The sequence below is a fragment of the Streptomyces sp. NPDC002690 genome, from assembly GCF_053592415.1.
In genome coordinates, this window is sequence record NZ_JBSFVR010000581.1 from 1 (window position 1) to 3017 (window position 3017).

At 67.1% G+C, this 3017-nt stretch carries 1 protein-coding gene and 1 pseudogene; both read left to right on the forward strand.

Annotated features, from left to right (window positions below; genetic code table 11):
- A pseudogene (locus tag ACWD3D_RS35465) lies at window positions 1-96 on the forward strand (amino acid kinase family protein); the annotation flags it as partial.
- Between the two features lie 44 nt (window positions 97-140).
- On the forward strand, window positions 141-2921 hold the full coding sequence (locus tag ACWD3D_RS35470) for a carbohydrate binding domain-containing protein (RefSeq protein ID WP_451464790.1): 2781 nt from the start codon (window positions 141-143) through the stop codon (window positions 2919-2921).
- The last annotated feature ends 96 nt before the right edge of the window (window positions 2922-3017 follow it).

Here is a 3017-nt window from a genome sequence, read left to right on the forward strand (position 1 = left end):
GTCGCCCACCTCGTCCACGCCGACCTCCTCGTCCTCCTCTCCGACGTGGACGGGGTCTACGACGGCGACCCCAGCACCCCGGGCACCTCGCGGATTGGGCACCCGACGGTGGCTCCTGGACCACCGTCCCGGGGACGGCGATGACCGCCGCCTGTACGGACTGGGTGAAGCTGACCGTTCCGCTCGGCAGCGCCACCGGCCTGGCCGCGACCTTCAACAACGGCCAGGGCGTCTGGGACAACAACTCCGGCAACAACTACGCCCTCGGCACCGGGAACATCACGGTCAAGGACGGTGTGGTGGCCCACAGCGACCCGTGCGCGGACAGCGGTACGACTCCGAGCCCCTCCCCGACCGGCACGAACAGCGCGGAGGTCTACTACTCCACCGCCACGGTCGGCTGGACCACCACCAACCTCCACTACCAGCCGGCGGGAGGCGCGTGGACCACCGTCCCCGGGGTGGGCATGGAGGCGGCCTGCACCGGGTGGGTGAAGCGGACCGTCGACCTCGGGACGGCCACCGGGCTCAACGCCACGTTCAACAACGGCAACGGCGTCTGGGACAACAACAACGGCTCCAACTACTCTCTTCCGACCGGGCGTTCCACGGTGAAGGACCACAAGGTCACCTCGAACGCGGCCGATCCGTGCGCCGCCGCGGTACCGGACACCACGGCCCCGTCCGCCCCGACGAAGGCGGCTGCCGCAGCGGACGGCGTCTCGGTGGTCCTGACCTGGGAACCCTCCACGGACAATGTGGGCGTGACGAAGTACCAGGTCACCCGTACCGGCGGGACGAAGGGCACCCTGGTGGCGGACACCGGCTCCACGGTGTTCTCCGACACGGGTCTTGAGGAGCGGACCGCGTACAGCTACACCGTCAAGGCGGTGGACGCCGCGGGCAACGTCTCGGCGGCCTCGACGGCGGCGACCGCCACCACCGGTGACAAGCCGCCCGTCGCGGCCTCGGGGCAGCCGCTGGGCACGGACCCGCGCAAGGACCCGATCTACTTCGTCCTCACCGCCCGTTTCAACGACGGTGACAGCACGAACAACCGGGGTGGCAGCCAGGACGTGAAGTCCGGCAACGCGGCCAACAACGACCCCATGTTCCGGGGCGACTTCAAGGGCCTGGTCAAGAAGCTCGACTACATCAAGGGGCTGGGCTTCTCCGCCATCTGGATCACACCGGTGGTGCTCAACCGGTCGGACTACGACTACCACGGCTACCACGGCTACGACTTCTACAAGGTCGACCCGCGCCTGGAGTCCGCCGGCGCCTCCTACCAGGATCTCATCAACGCGGCGCACGCCAAGGGGATGAAGATCTACCAGGACGTCGTCTACAACCACTCCTCCCGGTGGGGCGCCAAGGGGCTGTTCACCCCGACGGTCTACGGCGTGCGGGACTCGCAGTGGAGCTGGTACTACGACGAGAAGAACGAGGGCTTCGAGTACGACGGGCTGACCGTCGAGACGAAGTCCGGCAAGACCTACTACAACGGCGACCTGTGGTCGACCGCCGAACCGGCCGGCAACACCTGCCTCAACTGGGGAAAGCCCACCGGCGGTACCTCCGCCGAAGGCTACAAGATCTACAACTGCCAGTGGCCGAACGCCACTTCCGGGATGTTCCCGACGGTGTACTACCACAACTGCTGGATCGGCAACTGGGAGGGCGAGGACTCGCGCAGCTGCTGGCTCCACGAGGACCTCGCGGACTTCAACACCGAGAGCGCCCCGGTGCAGAACTACCTGATCGGCGCCTACGACAAATACATCGACATGGGCGTCGACGGCTTCCGGATCGACACCGCCGTGCACATCCCGCGCACCACCTGGAACCGCCGCTTCCTGCCGGCGATCCAGGAGCGCGTCACCTCGAAGTTCGGCGCCGAGGCCGCGAAGAACTTCTTCGTCTTCGGTGAGGTCGGCGCCTTCGTCAACGACAAGTGGAACCGGGGCTCGGTCAACCACTCGGCGCAGTTCTACACCTGGAAGGAGCGCAAGGAGTACAGCGCGGACGACGCCGCCGCCTCGCTGGAGATGTACAACTACGAGGAGCAGCTCGGTACCGGGCAGCAGCCGGTCTCCGACAACGCCTTCCTGAAGGGGAACAGCTACCACACGCCGGACCACAGCCAGTTCTCCGGGATGAACGTCATCGACATGCGGATGCACATGAATTTCGGTGACGCCAACAACGCCTACAGCAACGGCAAGGACTCCGACGACAGTTACAACGACGCCACGTACAACGTCGTCTACGTCGACAGCCACGACTACGGACCCAACAAGAGCAGTGAGCGGTACGCGGGCGGCACGGACGCCTGGGCCGAGAACATGGCCCTGATGTGGACGTTCCGCGGTATCCCGACCCTGTACTACGGCTCCGAGGTCGAGTTCCAGGCGGGGAAGAAGATCGACTGCGGGCCCACCTGCCCGCTGGCGACCACCGGGCGGGCGTACTTCGGCGACCGCATCGCCGGTGAAGTGACGGCCTCGGACTTCAGCAAGGTCTCCTCGGCGAGCGGTGCGGTGGCGGACACGCTCTCACAGCCGCTGGTCAAGCACGTGCAGCGGCTCAACCAGATCCGGCGGGCGGTTCCGGCTCTCCAGATGGGCCAGTACTCCACCGAGGGCATCAGCGGTTCGATGGCGTACAAGCGCCGGTACACCGACGCGGCGAGCGGCGTCGACTCCTTCGCCCTGGTGGCCGTCACCGGCGGCGCCTCGTACAGCGGAATCCCGAACGGCACCTACAAGGACGCCGTGACCGGGGACGTGCGGACCGTGTCCGACGGAACCCTCACGGTGGCCGCGCCGGGCAAGGGCAACATGCGGGTGTACGTGCTCGACCTGGGCGGCAAGAACGCCGCTCCCGGGCAGGTCGGCACGGCAGGCCCCTACCTGAAGTAACGTCTGCGCAGCGCACGAAGGCACGGAGTGGGACGTGCCGTGGCGGTACGCCGTGGAGAACCTGCTCGACCCGATGCACGGAGCGTTCCTCCACCA

Coding starts and splice junctions, on each gene's coding strand:
- ACWD3D_RS35470 (WP_451464790.1), top strand. CDS start 141: ATGACCGCCGCCTGTACGGACTGGGTGAAGCTGACCGTTCCGCTCGGC.